The following is a 16,476-nucleotide window of genomic DNA, read 5'->3' on the forward strand; positions in this document are numbered from 1 at the left end:
TCAGTCGGCTTTCTTCAGATCGATGACCACGGCGGTGGCGGTCAGCCAGGCAGCGATCAGCGAGAGGAAATACAGCAGGTCGCGCAGGTCGATCACGCCCTTGCTGATGGCATCGAAGCGCACCAGGAAACTCAGCGAGGCGACGGCGTCCACCCACCATTGCGGCGCCCAGGCGAAGGCATCGAGCACCATCGGAAAGCCGCTGACGATGAACAGGAAGCAGGCGCTGACCGCGAGGATGAAGGCGATCACCTGGTTCTTGCTCAGCGCCGACATGCACGAGCCGATGGCCAGGTAGGCCCCGGCCAGCAGCCAGCTGCCGAGGTAGCCGGTGATGATCGCGCCGTTGTCCGGCTCGCCCAGGTAGTTGACGGTGATGATCATCGGGAAGGTCAGCAGCAGCGCGATGCCGGCGAACACCCAGGCCGCCAGGAACTTGCCGGTGACCGCCTCGAAGCGGGTGATCGGCAGGGTCATCAGCAGCTCGATGGAGCCGGACTTGCGCTCCTCCGCCCACAGGCGCATCGCGATCGCCGGCACCAGGAACAGGTACAGCCAGGGGTGGAAGTTGAAGAAGGCCGAGAGGTTGGCCTGGCCGCTCTCGAAGAAACCGCCCAGGTAGAAGGTGAACACCCCGGACAGCACCAGGAAGATCACGATGAACACATAGGCCAGCGGCGTGGCGAAGTAGCTCGTCAGCTCGCGCTTGAAGATCACGGGCAACTGGGTCATGGCTGCTCTCCTCGGGTCAGGCTGCGGAATACTTCATCGAGCCGACCGCGTTCCACGTTGAGCTCCCTGACCCTCCAGCCGCGCTGGGCGATCAGTGCATTGACCTGCGGGAAGATCACCTCGCCCGGCTGCGCCAGCACGCTCAGGCTGTGCTCGCGCGGGTTCTCCTCGACCCCGGCGACACCGGGCAGCGCCGCCAGCGCGGCCAGGTCCAGGGCCTCATCGGCCACCAGCGTCACCGCCTGGTGGTAGCGCGAGCGGCTCTCCAGTTCCAGCGGCGTGCCATCGGCCAGCAGGCGGCCCTGGGCGATGACCACGGCGCGGGTGCAGAGCGCCGTGACTTCTTCGAGGATGTGGGTGGAAATGATCACGATCTTGTCGCGGGCCAGGCCCTGGATGAGCTGGCGCACCTGATGTTTCTGGTTCGGATCGAGGCCGTCGGTGGGCTCATCGAGAATCAGCACGCGCGGATCGTGCAGGATCGCCTGGGCCAGGCCGACACGGCGCTTGAAGCCCTTGGACAGCGTTTCGATGCTCTGCTCCAGCACCGCCTGCAACTCCACCTGGGCCACGGCATGCTCGACCCGCAGCGCCTTCTCGGCACCACGAAAACCGCGCACCTCGGCGATGAAGGAGAGGAAGCCGCGCACGCTCATGTCGCCGTAGCACGGCGCGCCTTCGGGGAGGTAGCCGATCTGCCGCTGGGCCTTGAGCGTCTGCGTCTGGATATCGCAGCCGAGAATGCTCGCCGTGCCGGAGGTCGGCGCGAGAAACCCTGTGAGCATCTTCATCGTGGTGGATTTGCCAGCCCCGTTGGGGCCGAGAAAGCCCAGCACTTCACCTGGCTGGACACTGAACGACAGGTCATCGACTGCCGTGTACTGCGCAAAACGCCTGGTCAGGTTTCTTATTTCGATCATGGCCTCTCACCGTCGCGAAAACGCCCGAGTCCCGCGTAACCACCGCGAGAACGCAGGCCGCAAGAATGCCGGGCAAAAGCGCACGCCCGGACGAAGGCATGACAACCCTCGTCCGGGAAAGTTCAGCAACCCCGCACACCTCGGCAAAATGCGTCAGGCGAGGTTCAGCCGGCTCGCCCGACAAGGCCCGGGCGAGTGCTCGTGACGGTCGTTGCAGCCGCTCCGAAGCCTGCCTGCGAGCGGTCCAGCACCGTGATTGCCGGGCAGACGAAACGCCCCGCCCCATCCCCCTGCGCAGAGAACCTGCTAGGCTCAGCGCCCAGACCTACTTCGGAAAGCATTCACGGATGAATAATCAGACGCCTCGTTCGAAAGGGCTGCGAGCCTTCAATGCCCTGTGCGCCACCTGCCTGATCGGCGCGCTGATCTATCTGCTGACGATGGGCGTGCACGCCGTTGCCGTGGCCGCCATGCTGGTTTCCATCGCCGCGGTGGCTGTCCCGCTCACCTGGGGCGACGGCGGCATTCTGGAGGTGGTAACCGGGACGGTCGAGGCGATCATCGATGGACTTCTGGCCCTCATCGAGGGGATGATCAGCGCCGTCTCCGGCCTGTTCAGCTAGCCGCCGGAGCACGACCGGAATCACCCGCCGCGCCGGAACCCGGCAAGGCAACTCCCTTCCAGCGCATCAGCGCTACTGAATGGACAGGCGTCAGTCCGTAAAACGCCAGACATGCCCGTAACCGTCGACGTGACATCCGCTGACTCACTGGAAGTAGCACTCGCAAGATTGAACCGCCAGGTAAGCACCGAACTGGGCCGCCGCTGGTACAAGCGGCGGTTCGGCTACTTCGAGAAGCCTTCGGCGCTGCGCCGCAAGCGCAAGCAGATGGACAAACTGGCCATCGCCTCCGGCGGCGGCCTGTGCCTGAAAATCGGGCTGAAGGAGCAGTTCTGCAGACATGCAGGCAGTGGCGTCGGCCGCTGACGTCGGTGCAGGCGCACTCGCTCAACCCGGTGACTTGGCCTAACCTCGATAGCGCACGCTCGCTTACCCCCAAGGAAGCCACATGAACGTCAAACGGATCATTGCCAATCTTCACGCAGCGCAACCAGCGGAGGTGGATGAGTTCTATCGGCTGATCCTGGGCCTCGAACTGGCCATGGACCATGGCTGGATTCGCACCTATGCCGGTTCCGAGAGGATGGCGGTGCAGGTCAGCTTCGCCAGCGAGGGCGGCTCGGGCACGCCAGTGCCCGACCTGTCCATCGAGGTGGATGATCTCGACGAGGCGTTGCGGCGTGTCGCGAAACAGCGGATTCCCATCGAGTACGGGCCGTCGCATGAGCCCTGGGGCGTTCGCCGTTTCTACGTCAGGGACCCGCTCGGCAACCTGATCAACATCCTCCAGCATGTCTGAAGCGCCTCTGCGCGCGTCGACGATCGAGACCCTGAACATGTTCATACCCCTAGCCACTGCGGTACTGCTCGGCCTGGCGACGCCCCTGGCCCATGCTGACGACTCGAACCCGCCTGACGGGCTGCTCAGACCCAATGCCGAGGAAGCCGCGGACGTGATCGCGGCGCTGACCGGCCTCGAACAGATGCGTGCGGAGATGACCGTGACGCTCGGCACCTGCGTGCCTGCACTCGAGGCGCAACACCCTGGGCAGATCGCCTGCACCTTCGCCCTGAAAGTCGGTGCAGGCAGCTCGGAATCACAAGCGGACTTCTACAAGATCGACGACGCATGGCAGGCTCAGCCAAGCGTCTCCCAGGACCTGCTTCCATTTCCTGATCCGGCGCTCTAATGTGGCTGCTCGCGGCCCTGGCGGAGCCTCTGCGGATTCGCCGGGCGGCCGCGTGGACAGCCCCGTTCCAGCCAATCAGCAGGCACCCCATGAATCTCGAAACAGCCGTTGCCTTTTCCGCCGTGGCCGGCATCGCAGTCGTCAGCCCCGGACCGGCGATCCTGCTGGCGTTACGCAATGGGCTGAGCTTCGGCGTGCGGGCGGTGGTGTGGTCGTCGCTGGGCAACATCATGGGCCTGTTCTGCCTGTCCGCCGCGGCGATGCTGGGCCTGGGGCTGCTGCTCAAGTCCTCGGCCCTGCTGTTCAGTGTCGTCAAGGTGCTGGGCGCCATGTACCTGTTCTACATCGGCCTGCGCCATCTGCTGGGGCGTGCCTCGCTGCTCCAGGTGGAGGCCAGCCAAGCCGCCGAGCGCCGCGCCTACAGGCCCTTTCGGCTCTATCGCGAGGCGCTGTTCATCGCCGCGTTCAACCCCAAGCCGATCCTGTTCTTCACGGCGCTGTTTCCACAGTTCGTCGACACCCGTGAGTCGTTGCTGCCGCAGTTCTTCATCCTCACCGGGATTTTCATGCTGCTGTCGTTCATCACCCTGGTCGCCTATGCCTCGCTGGCGGCACGGGCCAGGCAGGCATTGCAGCGCCCCTCGTTCGTGACCTGGGTGAACCGGGTATTCGGCAGCGTGTTCATTGCCTTCGGCGCAGCGCTCCTTGCGCTGCGGCGTTAGGACCAGGGCCCTGAGCGCATTGGGCAGGCACATCCTCTGGCTGGACTGCACCGCCGCCGCACTCGCCGGCCTGCTCGTGCTGCTGTTCGCCACCTGGCTGAGCGCCTGGTACGCACTGCCGCCGGCACTGCTGCACAGCATCGGCGTGGTCAACATCGCCTATGCCTGCTTTTCCTTCTCCCTGGCCATCCGTACCCGGCGCCGCGAAGGCCTGATCAAGTTGCTGGCGCTGGCCAACGGCGCATGGGCAGCGCTCTGCCTGGGCATCACGGCCGCCCTTGCCCAGAGCATGGCGCTACCGGGCGTCGTCCACCTGCTCGGCGAGGCCGTGTTCGTCGGTGGTCTGGGCCTGCTGGAGTGGCGCTGGCGTCGGCAGCTTCTGGTGGCCGACGGCCCCAGGCCCTCGACGGCTTCCAGCACCGGGCAGTAGCGCCCTACTCCGGCGCGCAGTGAAAGCGGTTCTTGCCGGCGTGCTTGGCCACGTACATGGCCTGGTCCGCCTGTTTCAGCAGGTCCGCGCCATTGTCGGCCTGCAGCGGATACAGGGCGGCACCCACGCTCGCCGATATGCGTGCCGGATGGCCGTCCAGGTCGAACGGCTGCGCCAGGACATCCAGCACCTTGAGCGCCACCGCCGCGCAATCCTGGCGGCTGTGCAGGCTGGCGAGCAGGATGCCGAATTCGTCACCGCCGAAGCGCGCGACCATATCGCTGCTGCGCACACAGCCTTCCAGGCGCCTGGCGGCCATCTGCAACAGGCAGTCGCCTGCCGTATGACCGTGGCGGTCGTTGATCGCCTTGAAGCCGTCCAGGTCGATATACAGCACGGCGCACAGCTGCTCCTGACCGCGCACCGCGTCGAGCGCCTGGTCGAGCCGCTGGCGGAAGCGGACCCGGTTGGCCAGGCCGGTCAGCGCATCGTGCTGCGCCTCGTGGGACAGACGTGCCTCCAGGCGCTTGCGCTCGGTGACGTCCTGCGCGACCAGCACCAGGAACGCCGGGTGGCCCTGGCGCTTGCGCACGACGCTCACGGCCTCGCACACCCAGAGCAGCGAGCCATCCTCGCGGCGGTAGGTCTTCTCGATCTCCGGGGAAAGCGCGCCGCCGTCGCTGGCCAGCTGCTCGCGCAGGAAAGTCCGGGCGGCGCTGGCCACCTCGGGGTCGCTCAGGTCGAAGATGTTGCCGCCCTGCAAGCGCTCGGGCGGGCGTCCGAGCATGCGCGAGAAGGTCTCGTTGACACGCAGGATCCGGCCTTCGGGGCTGATATGGGCAATGCCCATGGCCGCCTGGTGGAAGGTCGCGCGAAACAGCGCTTCGCTGCCTTGCAGGGCATCGGTCGCCGCACGCTGGCGGACCAGCATCAGCGCCAGCACGCCGACGAACAGCATCACCACCAGGGAGACACCGACGGCCGCCAGCAGATAGGTGGTGCGGCGCTGCAGGGTCGTGGCCATTTCCTCGTCGTAGGCCGTGGCCACGGTGACCATCAGCGGATAGTCGGCCATGCTGCGGTAGCTGACGATACGGGCGACGCCATCGAGCCCCTGGCCGCTGTCGTAGAAGTCATCGGTGCGGCGCTGTTTCTGCCGCTGAAACCAGGCCAGCGCCTCGCCGCTCAGGCCGAACTCGCTGCGTGCGCCGATCTTGCGCGCACGCACCACGCCATCCAGACCGCCGAGTTCGAGCAGCCCCTGCGCGCCCAGGTCGACCTGTTGAAAGAAGTGCGTGACGTCCTGCGGACTGAGGGCCATCACCACCACCCCGGCGAAACGGCCGTCCGCGTGCTCGATACGCAGCGACATGGGGATCAGCCAGCGCTTGGACACACGCCCGAAGACCGGCTGGCTGATGAACAGGTGGTCGATGCGCGCAGCGCGTTGCGCAGTGAAGAATTCGCGATCGGCGTAGTTGACCGGGCCGGTGCTCCGGCTGCTGCTGACGATGTCGCCATGCTCGTCCACCACGCTGATGATGGTGAACATCTCCTCGCGGATCACCCCCTCCTCGACCCAGCGCCGCAGGTCGATCGCCCTGCCCTGCAGGCGGTACTGCTCGCGCACGAACGCCGCCACCTGCTCGGCCGCCTTCAGCGCGCGGGACACCTGCTGCTCGAAGGCGATGGCCAGACTGGCGTTGGCCTTCATTTCCGCCGCCAGTGCCTGCTCACGCTCGAAGGCGATGCGCTGCAGGGTGATCAGCCAGACAACCAGAATGAAAACGCTCGCCAGTACGACCAGCAGGTTCAGGGGCGTTGCGGTTCGGGGGCCTCTGGCGACGCGCTCAGGTGCGTCACTCGGCTGTCTGGGCGGGGTCATCGCCTTGTTCTCCAGGGCATCCACGGGCTGTATCCTGCTAGTCGTTGGGCGAGGAGCACGCCCCTGAAACCCGCTATTGTTCAGCGTCACGGGGCTTGATCCAGCGCCTTGCGTTGAATCATAGGCACTGCCGCGCCACTGTGCTGCCATCAGTCTGCAACGGATTTTGCCCGATAATGCGGCGTGCGGCAGACTGACACCCCTGCTTGACCCATCATGGCAAGCCGAGCGACATCGGCGCCGATCCTGCTGATTTTCTTCGACAATCGCTACCCTCGAGGCCCGTCTTGGACACCACGGTCTTTCTCGCCGTCATCGCCGCCGCTGCCCTGCATGCCGGCTGGAACGCCCTGCTCAAGATCGGTCTCGATCGTTTCCTGACCGCCACCCTGATCCAGGTCGGCGCCGGCCTGGTGGCGCTCTGCGCACTGCCGCTGGTCGCCGTACCGCAGGGCGCAGCCTGGCCCTGGATCGCGCTGTCGGCCGTGCTGCACATCGGCTACAACTTCTTCCTGGCCCGCGCCTACCAGTACGGCGACCTGGGCCAGGTCTACCCCATCGCGCGCGGCAGCTCGCCGCTGATGGTCGCCCTGCTCTCGCTGCTGCTGTTGCATGACGGGCTCGGCACCCAGCAGCTGCTGGGCCTGCTGGTGCTGGTGATCGGCATCTGGTTGATGGCGCTGCGCGGCGGCCACCACCAGGCCCCGCAGCGGGCGATGCTGTTCTGCGCCCTGATGACCGCCCTGTTCATCGCCGGCTACACCCTCAGCGATGCCATGGGCGCCCGCGCCAACGGCGATGCGCTGAGTTATTCGCTGTGGCTGTTCAGCGTCAACGGCGCGGTGATGGCGGCGGTGCTCGCCGTCAGCCGCGGGCCGCGCGCCTTTCTCCAGCTGGGCCCGCACTGGCGCGGCGGGCTGGCCGGCGGAGCGATGTCGATGGCGGCCTACACCATCGTCATCTGGGCCATGACCCAGGCACCGGTGGCCCTGGTGTCGGCGCTGCGCGAAACCAGCGTGGTGTTTGCCGTGCTGCTCGGGGTGCTGTTGCTCAAGGAGCCCCTGCGACCGATCCGGCTGCTGGCGTGCGGGGTGATCGCGCTCGGCGTGGTGCTGATGAAGCTGGCGTAGCCGATTCGAGGAGCGACATGGCCGATACCCCTCGCGCGGCACGCTGCAGAGGCTGACCCGGCATTCCGCTCGGGAACCCGAAGCCGCCTTTGCGGTTCTGTTGAACAACGGGGGCCGAGGCGTCGACCGTTTTTTCGTCATGTGCCGGCGGCATGCTGGCCAGGCTGACTGCACGGACACCGACGTGGTGCCAGCCCTGTCGGCCGTGGCAGCCTCGTCAGGCCGCGGCGCCAGCGGCTGGTCCCGGAAGTTTTTTGCCCGCCAGGCAGGCTTGCGGCACACTAGCGCCCTTCCCGAGCATCCGCTCGTTTATCTGCTCAAGAGTCCGTATGACCCGTTCTCCCTTGCGCCGCATGGCCTTCAGCGCGCTGCGCCGCCTGCTGTACCTCTGGGTACGCTCGGAAACCATCAACCAGTCCGCCTTCACCCTCAAGCTCGATCGCAGCAAGCCGGTGTTCTACGTGCTGCAGCAGCCCTCGGTGAGCGACCTGGCCGTGGTCGACCGCGAGTGCACCAAGGCCGGCCTGCCGCGCCCGGTGCTGCCGGTGGCCGTCGGGGAACATGTCGAGCCGGCGGCCTTCTTCTACCTGACCCCGGAGCCGGACTGGTTCGGCCGCCAGGACAAACGCGGGATTTCACCCACCCTGGTTCGCGTCGTCAGCGCCCTCGGCCAGCATGCCGTGGATGACGCGCAGATCGTCCCGGTCAGCGTGTTCTGGGGGCAGTCGCCGGATCGCGAGACCAGCGCCTGGAAACTGCTGTTCGCCGACAGCTGGGCCGTCACCGGCCGCCTGCGCCGCCTGGTCAGCATCCTGATCCTCGGGCGCAAGACCCGCGTGCAGTTCTCCACGCCGATCCACCTGCGCGAACTGGTCGAGCAGGACAAGGGCCAGGAGCGCACCCTGCGCATGGTGCACCGCATCCTGCGCGTGCACTTCCGCAACCAGAAGGCCGCCGTGATCGGCCCGGACGTGTCGCACCGGCGCAACCTGGTCAAGGGCCTGGTCCACGACCCGCTGGTACGCCAGGCCATCGTCGACGAGGCCGAGCGCGAGAAGATCAGCCTGGAAAAGGCCGAAGCCCAGGCGCTGCGCTACGGCAACGAGATCGCCTCGGACTACACCTATACGGTGATCCGCTTCCTCGAGCTGGTGCTGTCCTGGTTCTGGAACAAGATCTACGACGGCATCAAGGTGCACAACATCGAGGGCGTGCGTGACATCGCCCAGGGCCACGAGGTGATCTACGTGCCCTGCCACCGCAGCCACATCGACTACCTGCTGCTCTCCTACCTGCTGTTCCGCAACGGCCTGACGCCCCCGCACATCGCAGCCGGCATCAACCTCAACATGCCGGTGATCGGCGGTCTGCTGCGCCGTGGCGGCGCCTTCTTCATGCGCCGCACCTTCAAGGGCAACCCGCTGTACACCGCAGTGTTCAACGAGTACCTGCACACCCTGTTCAGCAAGGGCTTCCCGGTGGAGTACTTCGTCGAGGGCGGCCGTTCGCGTACCGGGCGCATGCTGCGACCGAAGACCGGCATGCTGGCCATCACCCTGCGCAGCTTCCTCCGTTCGCATCGCCTGCCCATCGTCTTCGTGCCGGTGTACATCGGCTACGAGCGCGTGCTCGAAGGCCGCACCTACCTGGGCGAGCTGCGCGGCGCGAGCAAGAAGAAGGAATCGATCTTCGACCTGTTCAAGGTGCTCGGCGCGCTCAAGCAGCGTTTCGGCCAGGTGTCGGTCAACTTCGGCGAGCCGATCAAGCTCGGCGAATTCCTCGACCAGCAGCAACCCGGCTGGCGCCAGCAGGAGCTGGGCCCGCAGTACCGGCCGAGCTGGCTCAACGAGACCACCAACCGCCTGGGCGAACACGTGGCGCGCCACCTCAACGAGGCGGCGGCGATCAACCCGGTCAACCTCGTCGCCCTGGCACTGCTCTCCACCAGCAAGCTGGCGCTGGACGACCGCGCCCTGGCGCGCGTGCTCGACCTGTACCTGGCGCTGCTGCGGGCCGTGCCCTACTCGCCCCACACCACCCTGCCGGAAGGCGACGGCGCGGCGCTGATCGAGCACGCCAAGGGCATGGACCTGCTGGCCGAGCAGAAGGACGCCCTGGGCAAGATTCTCTACCTGGACGAGCAGAACGCCGTCCTGATGACCTACTACCGCAACAACGTGCTGCACATCTTCGCCCTGCCGGCGCTGCTGGCGAGCTTCTTCCAGAGCAGCGCACGCATCAGCCGCGAGCAGATCCTGCGCTTCACCGGCGCACTCTATCCCTACCTGCAGTCCGAACTGTTCATCCGCTGGGAGCAGAGCGAGCTGGAAGGCGTGGTCGACCAGTGGCTGGCCGCGTTCGTCGAGCAGGGCCTGCTCAAGGTCGAGGGCGACGTCTACGTGCGCCCGGCGCCCAGCTCCCGCCAGTTCGTCCTGCTGACGCTGCTGTCGCGCTCGGTGGCGCAGACCCTGCAACGCTTCTACATGGCCATCGCCCTGCTGCTCAATGCCGGGCAGAACGCGATCAGCGCCGAGGAACTGGAGGACCTGTGCACGGTGATGGCCCAGCGCCTGTCGATCCTGCACGGCCTGAATGCGCCGGAGTTCTTCGACAAGAGCCTGTTCCGCCACTTCATCCAGAGCCTGCTGGATCAGGGCGTGCTGCGCCAGGACGAAGCCGGCAAGCTCAGCCACCACCCGCTGCTCAGCGAGCTGGCCGAAGGCGCCGCCAAGCGCGTGCTGCCGGCCGAGATTCGCCTGTCGATCCGCCAGGTGGCGCTGGACCGCAACGAGGACGAGCCGGCCAGCGTCTGACGCCGCTGCCGCACCGGGTGGATGTCGTTTTCCCCATCCACCCGCATGGCTCGATACGCCAAGCGTGAACCAAGGCGAACCTGGCAGGCGTCTGGCAGTCAGTCGTCAAGCCACACACCGGCAGGAGGCCCGGCCATGATCGACTCCCTGATGTTGAGCGCTGCACGCATCACCACCCTGGCGGCTGGGCAGATACTGACCAACGCCAGTGGTTTCTTCTTCCGCCGCGAGCAGCGGCTGTTTCTCGTCACCAGCCGCCACGTCGTGCTCGACGAACCCAGTGGCCATCAACCCGACAGCCTGCAGATCGAACTGCATACCGACGCCAGCAACCTGGCCAGCACCGTCAGTTTCTCCATCCCGCTGTATGACGGCGAGCAGCATCTGTGGCGGCAAGGCATGGACAGCGCCGGCGAGATCGATGTGGCGGTGATCGAACTGGATCAGGCAGCCCTTCCCCATGACGGCGCCTACCACGCCTTCACCCCGCAACACCTGCTGCAGCCTGACGAAGATGTCGAAATCGGCTCGACGCTGCTGGTGGTGGGCTTCCCGCTCGGCTTCCAGGACAGCCTGCACCGCATGCCGGTCGCCCGGCATGCCGGCCTGGCCTCCTCGTTCGGCCTGCGCTTTCAGGGGCTCGGCTACTTCCTCACCGATGGCCGCACCCATCGCGGCATCAGCGGTGCACCGGTGGTCAAGCGCGCCGAGCTGGACAGCGAACTGCCCTGGCGCCTGCTCGGCATCCACTCCACGCGCCTGCTCGGCAACCGCGACGAGGATCAGGACGAAGCCCTGGGCCTCAACTGCACCTGGTATGCCGATATCCTGTTAACGCTGACCGAATCACCCGCCCCGTAGGCTTTGTACGAAAAGTGCCTGCGCTCGGTGATGCTGCGTTGAAATCGCTCTCAGAATGCTCATTTACAGCACGTAAACTGCGCTTCTTCGAGCGATTTCGTGGGGCCGCCATCGGCCTGGCCTGACCTTCGCTCGACGACTTTTCGTACAGAGCCGTAGGAGCGGCTTCAGCCGCGAACGCTTCGCCGCAGCGCACGCCGGCCTCAGGCCAGCAGCAGCGGCAGGAGCAACGCGGTGCCGATACCCAGCAGGCTCATGCCCAGGGCGGCGAACGCGCCGCACTCCTCGCCCTCCTGCAAGGCATGGGCGGTGCCGATGGCGTGGGCGTTGATGCCATAGCTCACGCCGCGCGCCGCCGGATGATCGACACCGGCCCAGCGCAACAGCAACGGCCCCAGCGCCGTGCCGATCACCCCGGTGAGCATCACCATGACCGCGGCCAGCGACGCGACCCCGCCGATCTGCTCGGCCACCGGCATGGCGATCGGCATGGTCACCGACTTCGGCGCCAGGCTCATCACCACGCTCCAGTCGGCGCCCAGGGCCCAGCCGATGGCCAGGGTCAGACTGACCGAGAGCACGCCCCCGGCGAACAGGGTGATCATGATCGGCCAGAACAGCTGGCGGATGCGCTTGATGTTGTGTTGCAGGGGGACCGCCAGCGCCACGGTGGCCGGACCGAGCAGCCAGGCCACCGGCTCCGCACCGGCGCGGTAGGTCGCGTAGTCCACCCCGCACAGCAGCAGGGTGGTGACGATCAGCGTCACCGAGACCAGTACCGGCTGCAACACCAGCCAGCCACTGCGGCGATACAGCCAGGCAGCGATCAGGAAAGCGGCGAGCGTCAGGGCGATGGCAAACAGCGGGTGGTGAGTCAGCAGCGTCATCCCTTGCGCTCCTGGCGGCGAATCAGGGTCTGCAGCAACCAGCCGCAGAATGGCACCGTGACCAGCAGCGACAGCACCAGCGCCGTGGCGATCACCGGCAGCTCGCCGAGCAGCAGGTCAGTGCTGGTCATGATCCCCGAGGCCGGTACCGCGAGCAGCAGCGGCAGGTAGGGCAGCAGGCCGCCGGCGGCCTGTTGCAGGGGCTCGGGCACGGCGCCGCGCCACATCAGCCAGACCGAGAGCAGCAGCAGGCCGATGATGGACGCCGGCAGCATCGGCAACAGCCAGTGGTTGAGGGCCACGCCAAACAGTTGCAGCAGGACCAGCCAGAACAGGCCACGCACCATCATGATCTCGATTCCTCCTTATGGCGCCCGCGACGGAACAGCGGGCGCGGTTCAATGACCGAGCGACCATACAACACACTGAGCCCGTCGAGGCCCTTGAGTGCATCGGCCAGCGACTTGTCGGCACGCACGGCGAAGGCATCGAAGCCACACTGGCGCATGTGCGCCAACTGATCGCGCAGCACGTCGCCCACGGCCCGCAGCTCCCCACGCCAGCCCAGGCGCGTGCGCAACAGGTAGGCCTGGCTGTAGCCACGGCCATCGCGGAAGCTGGGAAAGTCGATGGCGATCAGCGTCAGGCTGGCGAGCAACGGCTGCAGCGCTTCCGGCTCGTCATCCACCTGCAGCAACAGGCCATCGGCGCTCATCGCCCTGCCCTCCAGCACCGCCGCAGGCTGCCGTGCGCGCCAGGCCGCCAGCGGCAGGATCAGCGGCGCCGACGGGGCGTCGTCGCCGTCGTGCAGCTGCCAGGGATCGTCATCGACGATACGGGCCTGGCCCTCGACCAGACGGATCAGGTTGTTCATGCCGCCACCTCCCGGCTGTACACGCGCTCCTTGAAGGGCTCCAGGCCGATGCGCTGGAAGGTGTCGAGAAAGCCTTCGTTGACCTCGCGGTAGTCCACGTAGGTGCGCACGATGCGCTCGATCACCTGGGGCACCTGTTCGGCGGCGAAGGACGGGCCGATCACCTTGCCCAGCGCCGCCTGCCGGCCCTGGCTGCCGCCGAGGGTGAGCTGGTACCACTCGCTGCCGTTCTTGTCGACGCCGAGAATGCCGATGTTGCCGATATGGTGGTGACCGCAGGCGTTCATGCAGCCGGAGATGTTCAGGCTGATCTCGCCCAGGTCATGCAGGTAGTCGAGGTCGTCGAAGCGCTGCTGGATGGCCTGTGCAACGGGAATCGACTTGGCGTTGGCCAGCGCGCAGAAGTCGCCCCCCGGACAGGCGATGATGTCGGTGAGCAGGCCGGCGTTGGCGGTCCCCAGGCCGGCCGCCTGGGCCTGCGTCCACAGCGCGTGGAGGTCGGTCTTGCGCACGTCGGGCAGCACCAGGTTCTGCTCATGAGCGACGCGAATCTCGCCGAAACCGTAGCGTTCGCTCCAGTCGGCCAGGGCCTCCATCTGCTCGGCGCTGACATCGCCGGGCGGCGCGCTGATGCCGGGTTTGGTCGACAGCAGCACGCTGACGTAGCCGGGAACCTGATGCGCCATGACATTGCGCGAGACCCAGCGGGCGAAGGCCTCGTCGTGTGCCAGGTGGGTGCCGAAGTCGAGATCGATGGCATCCAGCGGCACGTAGGCCGGCTTGCGGAAGGAGGCCGCAACGCGCTGGTACTCGTCGTCGGTGAGCTGTGCCGGGCCATCCTTGATCATCTGCCATTCGCGCTCCACCTCGGCGGCGAACGCCTCGATGCCCAGCGCCTTGACCAGGATCTTGATGCGCGCCTTGTACTTGTTGTCGCGCCGGCCATGGCGGTTGTACACGCGCAGGATGGCCTCGACGTAGGACAGCAGGTCACGCCAGGCCAGGCCCTCGCGCAGCATCTGGGCGATGATCGGCGTACGTCCCAGGCCTCCGCCGACCAGCACGCGCAGGCGCAGCTCGTCTACCTCGTCGCGGTAGAGCTGCAGGCCGATGTCATGCACCTGCACCGCCGCGCGATCCTCCTCGGCAGCGCACAGGGCGATCTTGAACTTACGCGGCAGGAACAGGAATTCCGGGTTGACCGTCGACCACTGGCGCAGGATTTCGGCCAGCGGGCGCGGGTCGAGGTACTCGTCGGCGGCGACCCCGGCGAAGGCCTCGGTGGTGATATTGCGCACGCAGTTGCCGGAGGTCTGGATGGCGTGCATGTCGTGCTCGGCCAGCCAGTCGAGGATGTCCGCCACGCGCTCCAGCTCGATCCAGTTGAACTGGATGTTCTGCCGCGTGGTGAAGTGCCCGTAGCCCCGGTCGTATTCGCGGGCGATATGCGCCAGGGCGCGCATCTGCCGTGCCGACAGGGTGCCGTAGGGAATCGCCACGCGCAGCATGTAGGCATGCTTCTGCAGGTACAGGCCATTCTGCAGGCGCAGCGGCAGGAACTCCTCCTCGCTCAGCTCGCCACTCAGGCGCCGCTGAATCTGGTCGCGGAACTGGGCGACGCGCTCGCGCACCAGCGCGCGGTCGTAGTCGTCGTATTGGTACATGCCGGCTGCCTCCTGATCACGGGGTGTCGACTATGCCTGCCGGCCGTGCACCGAAAACAGCGCCAGAAAAGCCTAAAAAAACCGGATCAGACGGACCGGGGAACGACCGGCAACCGGCTCTGATCAGCGCGGCGCGATGTCGCAGGGGGCGCGCCGCTGGGCGCCTGACCGCAACGCTGGACGCCTTGATCGACGCGACCTGCAGCCAGCCGAAGGCGTTTCCGGGGCGCCGACCGGGCGCATCTGATCTGCTTTTTTAACGAAAACCTGAGCCTGTTTTGCGAACAGCCCCGCTCGGATCATGGCGCCAGCCTGATAAACGCCTGATGAGGGCAACGCACATGACCGACCTGATTCCCGCGCGGAACCTCGACACCGCCAAACCCATCCGCCTGACCCCGGCCCAGGCCGGCGGCCCGATTCACACCCGCAGTTTCAGCGGGCGCTACCGCAACCTGCGCCTGCTCGGTGCCGGGCTGCTGTTCCTGCTGTTCTTGGGTACCGCCTGGATCAACTGGAACGGCCGCCAGGCCGTGCTCTGGGACCTGGACAACCGCCAGTTCCACATCTTCGGCGCGACCTTCTGGCCGCAGGATTTCATCCTCCTCTCGGCCATCCTGATCATCGCCGCCTTCGGCCTGTTCTTCATCACCGTGCTGGCCGGCCGCGTCTGGTGCGGCTATGCCTGCCCGCAAAGCGTGTGGACCTGGATCTTCATGCGCGTGGAACAGATCACCGAGGGCGATCGCGGCCAGCGCATCAAGCTCGACGCCGCGCCCTGGTCGCTGCAGAAGCTGGCACGCCGTGGCGCCAAGCACGCCCTGTGGCTGGCGGTGAGCCTGGTCACCGCGCTGGCCTTCATCGGCTACTTCACGCCGATCCGCACGCTGACCCTGGAGCTGGCGACGCTGCAGGTCGGCGCCACCACCGCGTTCTGGGTGCTGTTCTTCACCGCCGCCACCTACATCAACGCCGGCTGGCTGCGCGAGAAGGTGTGCCGCGACATGTGCCCCTACTCGCGCTTCCAGAGCGTGATGTTCGACAGCGATACGCTGGTCATCTCCTACGACGCCGCCCGTGGCGAGAACCGCGGCCCGCGCCGCAAGGACGCCGACTACAAGGCCGAAGGCCTGGGCGATTGCATCGACTGCACGATGTGCGTGCAGGTCTGCCCCACCGGCATCGACATCCGCGATGGCCTGCAGCTGGAATGCATCGGCTGCGGCGCCTGCATCGACGCCTGCGACAGTGTGATGGACAAGCTCGGCTATGCCCGTGGCCTGGTGCGCTACAGCTCCGAACACGAACTGGCCGGCGGCAAGACCCACTGGCTGCGCCCGCGCCTGGTCGGCTACGCGGCGATGCTGGCGGTGATGATCGGCGCCTTCGTCTGGGCGCTGAACGAGCGGCCGCTGATCTCCCTGGACGTGACCCGCGACCGGGGGCTGTTCCGCGAGAACGCCCTGGGCCAGATCGAGAACATCTACAGCCTGAAGATCATCAACAAGACCCAGCAACCGCGCAGCTATGCCATCGCCCTGGTCGAACCCGGCGACTTCGAACTGCACGGCCCGCGTACGCTGAACCTGGCACCGGGGGAAATTCGTGACCTGCCGCTGAACGTGGCACTCACCTCCGCCGAAAACGCTGCCAGCACACGCACCCTGGAGTTCGAGGTCCGCGACCAGGCCAACCCGGACAGTCGCGTCAGCACCCAGAGCACCTTCCTCGCGCCGCTGCGTTGA

The 16,476-nt window shown here is 66.6% G+C and carries 17 protein-coding genes; 10 read left to right on the forward strand and 7 right to left on the reverse strand.

The genetic code is table 11. From position 1 onward, the window contains the following. Both JLK41_RS17415 and JLK41_RS17420 read right to left on the reverse strand, forming a co-directional pair. Window positions 1–732, reverse strand: a complete 732-nt coding sequence (locus JLK41_RS17415; RefSeq protein WP_210389453.1) for an ABC transporter permease subunit — start codon at window positions 730–732, stop codon at window positions 1–3. Further along, window positions 729–1,652 (reverse strand): ABC transporter ATP-binding protein, encoded by a 924-nt coding sequence (locus JLK41_RS17420; protein WP_037053680.1) that lies wholly within the window; start codon window positions 1,650–1,652, stop codon window positions 729–731. The genes JLK41_RS17415 and JLK41_RS17420 overlap by 4 nt, the downstream gene beginning before the upstream one ends. 347 nt (window positions 1,653–1,999) lie before the next feature. On the opposite strand from JLK41_RS17420, the gene JLK41_RS17425 reads away from it, so the two are divergent. The 6 genes from JLK41_RS17425 (at window position 2,000) to JLK41_RS17450 (ending at window position 4,617) form a co-directional block, all read left to right on the forward strand. Continuing rightward, the gene (locus tag JLK41_RS17425) at window positions 2,000–2,275 is read left to right on the forward strand and encodes a hypothetical protein (RefSeq protein WP_134677455.1); all 276 of its coding nucleotides are present in this window, start codon (window positions 2,000–2,002) and stop codon (window positions 2,273–2,275) included. A 111-nt stretch (window positions 2,276–2,386) separates the two neighbouring features. Continuing rightward, entirely contained in the window at window positions 2,387–2,641 is a 255-nt protein-coding gene (gene rpsU / locus JLK41_RS17430; protein ID WP_134677454.1) for a 30S ribosomal protein S21, read from the forward strand. 82 nt (window positions 2,642–2,723) lie between these two features. Next, the gene (locus tag JLK41_RS17435; protein ID WP_150605856.1) at window positions 2,724–3,074 is read left to right on the forward strand and encodes a VOC family protein; all 351 of its coding nucleotides are present in this window, start codon (window positions 2,724–2,726) and stop codon (window positions 3,072–3,074) included. A 37-nt stretch (window positions 3,075–3,111) separates the two neighbouring features. Beyond that, entirely contained in the window at window positions 3,112–3,465 is a 354-nt protein-coding gene (locus JLK41_RS17440; RefSeq protein WP_175254549.1) for a hypothetical protein, read from the forward strand. 89 nt (window positions 3,466–3,554) lie between these two features. After that, window positions 3,555–4,187 (forward strand): LysE family translocator, encoded by a 633-nt coding sequence (locus JLK41_RS17445; RefSeq protein WP_210389454.1) that lies wholly within the window; start codon window positions 3,555–3,557, stop codon window positions 4,185–4,187. Between the two features lie 19 nt (window positions 4,188–4,206). Then, window positions 4,207–4,617 (forward strand): hypothetical protein, encoded by a 411-nt coding sequence (locus JLK41_RS17450; protein WP_210389455.1) that lies wholly within the window; start codon window positions 4,207–4,209, stop codon window positions 4,615–4,617. Between the two features lie 4 nt (window positions 4,618–4,621). Here JLK41_RS17450 and JLK41_RS17455 read toward each other — a convergent pair whose 3' ends face one another. Continuing rightward, window positions 4,622–6,526 (reverse strand): sensor domain-containing diguanylate cyclase, encoded by a 1,905-nt coding sequence (locus JLK41_RS17455; protein ID WP_244976437.1) that lies wholly within the window; start codon window positions 6,524–6,526, stop codon window positions 4,622–4,624. A 263-nt stretch (window positions 6,527–6,789) separates the two neighbouring features. Here JLK41_RS17455 and JLK41_RS17460 point away from each other — a divergent pair, with 263 nt between their 5' ends. From JLK41_RS17460 to JLK41_RS17470, 3 genes are all read left to right on the forward strand, one after another. Next, the gene (locus JLK41_RS17460; protein WP_210389456.1) at window positions 6,790–7,632 is read left to right on the forward strand and encodes an EamA family transporter; all 843 of its coding nucleotides are present in this window, start codon (window positions 6,790–6,792) and stop codon (window positions 7,630–7,632) included. A gap of 329 nt (window positions 7,633–7,961) precedes the next feature. After that, window positions 7,962–10,445, forward strand: a complete 2,484-nt coding sequence (gene plsB / locus JLK41_RS17465; protein ID WP_210389457.1) for a glycerol-3-phosphate 1-O-acyltransferase PlsB — start codon at window positions 7,962–7,964, stop codon at window positions 10,443–10,445. Between the two features lie 135 nt (window positions 10,446–10,580). Further along, entirely contained in the window at window positions 10,581–11,306 is a 726-nt protein-coding gene (locus JLK41_RS17470; RefSeq protein WP_037053673.1) for a S1 family peptidase, read from the forward strand. A 203-nt stretch (window positions 11,307–11,509) separates the two neighbouring features. Here JLK41_RS17470 and JLK41_RS17475 read toward each other — a convergent pair whose 3' ends face one another. From JLK41_RS17475 to JLK41_RS17490, 4 genes are read right to left on the reverse strand one after another with little or no spacing between them, the layout of a single operon-like run. Continuing rightward, a complete protein-coding gene (locus tag JLK41_RS17475; RefSeq protein WP_210389458.1) occupies window positions 11,510–12,193 on the reverse strand; it encodes an LrgB family protein in 684 nt (227 codons plus the stop codon). Next, window positions 12,190–12,543, reverse strand: a complete 354-nt coding sequence (locus JLK41_RS17480; RefSeq protein WP_037053670.1) for a CidA/LrgA family protein — start codon at window positions 12,541–12,543, stop codon at window positions 12,190–12,192. The genes JLK41_RS17475 and JLK41_RS17480 overlap by 4 nt, the downstream gene beginning before the upstream one ends. Next, complete coding sequence (locus tag JLK41_RS17485) at window positions 12,540–13,067, reverse strand: DUF934 domain-containing protein (protein ID WP_152489238.1); 528 nt, start codon at window positions 13,065–13,067, stop codon at window positions 12,540–12,542. The genes JLK41_RS17480 and JLK41_RS17485 overlap by 4 nt, the downstream gene beginning before the upstream one ends. Further along, complete coding sequence (locus JLK41_RS17490; protein WP_210389459.1) at window positions 13,064–14,731, reverse strand: nitrite/sulfite reductase; 1,668 nt, start codon at window positions 14,729–14,731, stop codon at window positions 13,064–13,066. The genes JLK41_RS17485 and JLK41_RS17490 overlap by 4 nt, the downstream gene beginning before the upstream one ends. Window positions 14,732–15,072: 341 nt before the next feature. Here JLK41_RS17490 and ccoG point away from each other — a divergent pair, with 341 nt between their 5' ends. Next, window positions 15,073–16,476, forward strand: coding sequence for a cytochrome c oxidase accessory protein CcoG (gene ccoG / locus JLK41_RS17495; protein ID WP_210389460.1), 1,404 nt, complete (start codon window positions 15,073–15,075; stop codon window positions 16,474–16,476).

It is taken from the genome of Ectopseudomonas khazarica, assembly GCF_017915135.1.
Classification (GTDB): Bacteria; Pseudomonadota; Gammaproteobacteria; order Pseudomonadales; family Pseudomonadaceae; genus Aquipseudomonas; species Aquipseudomonas khazarica.

Coding starts and splice junctions, on each gene's coding strand:
- ccoG (WP_210389460.1), top strand. CDS start 15,073: ATGACCGACCTGATTCCCGCGCGGAACCTCGACACCGCCAAACCCATC.
- JLK41_RS17425 (WP_134677455.1), top strand. CDS start 2,000: ATGAATAATCAGACGCCTCGTTCGAAAGGGCTGCGAGCCTTCAATGCC.
- JLK41_RS17435 (WP_150605856.1), top strand. CDS start 2,724: ATGAACGTCAAACGGATCATTGCCAATCTTCACGCAGCGCAACCAGCG.
- JLK41_RS17485 (WP_152489238.1), bottom strand. CDS start 13,067: ATGAACAACCTGATCCGTCTGGTCGAGGGCCAGGCCCGTATCGTCGAT.
- JLK41_RS17415 (WP_210389453.1), bottom strand. CDS start 732: ATGACCCAGTTGCCCGTGATCTTCAAGCGCGAGCTGACGAGCTACTTC.
- JLK41_RS17470 (WP_037053673.1), top strand. CDS start 10,581: ATGATCGACTCCCTGATGTTGAGCGCTGCACGCATCACCACCCTGGCG.
- plsB (WP_210389457.1), top strand. CDS start 7,962: ATGACCCGTTCTCCCTTGCGCCGCATGGCCTTCAGCGCGCTGCGCCGC.
- JLK41_RS17480 (WP_037053670.1), bottom strand. CDS start 12,543: ATGATGGTGCGTGGCCTGTTCTGGCTGGTCCTGCTGCAACTGTTTGGC.
- JLK41_RS17440 (WP_175254549.1), top strand. CDS start 3,112: ATGTTCATACCCCTAGCCACTGCGGTACTGCTCGGCCTGGCGACGCCC.
- JLK41_RS17490 (WP_210389459.1), bottom strand. CDS start 14,731: ATGTACCAATACGACGACTACGACCGCGCGCTGGTGCGCGAGCGCGTC.
- rpsU (WP_134677454.1), top strand. CDS start 2,387: ATGCCCGTAACCGTCGACGTGACATCCGCTGACTCACTGGAAGTAGCA.
- JLK41_RS17475 (WP_210389458.1), bottom strand. CDS start 12,193: ATGACGCTGCTGACTCACCACCCGCTGTTTGCCATCGCCCTGACGCTC.
- JLK41_RS17445 (WP_210389454.1), top strand. CDS start 3,555: ATGAATCTCGAAACAGCCGTTGCCTTTTCCGCCGTGGCCGGCATCGCA.
- JLK41_RS17420 (WP_037053680.1), bottom strand. CDS start 1,652: ATGATCGAAATAAGAAACCTGACCAGGCGTTTTGCGCAGTACACGGCA.